Below are 1,660 nucleotides of genomic sequence, written 5' to 3'. Positions count from 1 at the left end.
AGCACCTCCACCCCGCCGCCGGGCGCCCCGACGTCGCCCTGAGCCCGTCAGACCCTGCGCGGAGACGACGGCGTGCACGGCCCGGAGCCGGCCGAGGTGAGCGGGGCCGGCCGGTGAACCACCGGCCCGGCCCCGAGCACATGCCGAGCCGGGGTGAACAGTGAGACCCTGGCTGCATGGACCAGCGGGGACGGACCCCGGAGGTCGACTGGCCCGCGCGGCCCGACCTGAGCCTCGCGCTCAACCGGATGGGCACCTTCGACTGGGACCTCGACAGCGGGCGCCTGTACCTGGACGACACCGCCCTCGAGGTCCTCCACCTGCGCCCGGAGCAGTTCGACGGGACCCCCGCCGGACTGCGCCGCCGGGTCGTGCCCGGCGACGGGGCACGGCTGGACGGCCGGGTGAGGCGGGCGCTGGAGGACGGCCGCAGCCACTACGGGGCGTACTTCCGCACCCTGCGCGAGGACGGGACGGCGGGCTGGACCCACCTCCAGGGGCACATCCTGCGGGAGCCGCACGGACGCGCGTACCGGGTCATCGGCATCCTCCGCGACGCCGACCAGGACCCCGGGGAGCCCGGCGCGGCGGGGGAGCGGGACGAGGGACGGCGCCGGATGACCGGGGTCGTCGAGCGGACCACCGCGATCCTCGCGCACGCCCGCACCGTGAACGACGTCACCGACGTCCTCAAGGACCCCGAGGCCCTCGGCCACCTCGGCGCCGTCAGCGTCATGCTCGGCATCGTCGACGGCGGCCGGATCCACCTGGTCGCGGAGGGCCAGCTGGGCTCGTACGTGCCCGAGATCGAGTACACCCGCATCGACGCGGAGTTCCCGATGAGCGAGGCCGTACGGAGCCTCCAACCGGTCTTCATCGCCTCCCGGGAGGAGTTCCAGCGGCGCTACCCGCTGCTGTGGCCGTACATCGAACCGCTGGCCGTGCGCAGCGGGGTCTACCTGCCGCTGATCGCGCAGGGCCGGCCCGTCGGCGCGCTCGGTCTCCTGTACACCCGCGACGGGGACTTCGACGCGGAGGAGCGCAACCTGCTGGTGGCGCTCGGCAGCGGGATCGCGCAGGGCCTCCAGCGGGCCATGCTCTTCGAGCAGGAGCACGACCTCGCCGAGGGGCTCCAGCGGGCCATGCTGCCCCGGGTCATCCCGGAGGTGCCGGGCGCACTGATCGCCGTACGGTACCGGGCCGCCCGGGTCGGACGGGACATCGGCGGCGACTGGTACGACGTCGTCCCCCTCGGCGAAGGCCGGGTCGGGGTGACGATCGGCGACGTCGAGGGCCACGACACGGACGCGGCGGCCGTCATGGGACAGCTGCGGATCGTGCTCCGCGCCTACGTCCTGGAGGGCCACACCCCCGGCACGGCGCTGGCGCGGGCCTCCGCCTTCCTCCGCGACCTGGCGACGGAGCGCTTCGCCACCTGCACCTACGCCGAACTGGACCTGAACACCGGGATGCTGCACGTCGTGCGGGCCGGCCACCTCGACCCGGTCGTGCGGCGCGGGGACGGCAGCTGCCACCGGATCCAGGTGGCGGGCGGGCTCCCCCTCGGCGTGCCCCCGCACGAGCAGCGGGGCAGCGGCTCCGGCTACCCCGTCACCACCCTCGAACTGCACCCCGGGGACACGCTGCTGCTGTGCACCGA

1 protein-coding gene is annotated in these 1,660 nt (G+C 74.8%); it reads left to right on the top strand.

Annotated elements, in window-relative coordinates; all coding sequences use genetic code 11:
• Window positions 1-176: 176 nt before the first annotated feature.
• Window positions 177-1,660: SpoIIE family protein phosphatase (locus SSNG_RS04055; protein WP_007262525.1), on the top strand; the 1,484-nt coding region annotated here is incomplete at its 3' end.

The organism is Streptomyces sp. C, from assembly GCF_000158895.1.
In the GTDB taxonomy this organism is placed as follows: Bacteria; Actinomycetota; Actinomycetes; order Streptomycetales; family Streptomycetaceae; genus Streptomyces; species Streptomyces racemochromogenes.
This window is presented reverse-complemented; position numbering and strand designations above follow the sequence as displayed.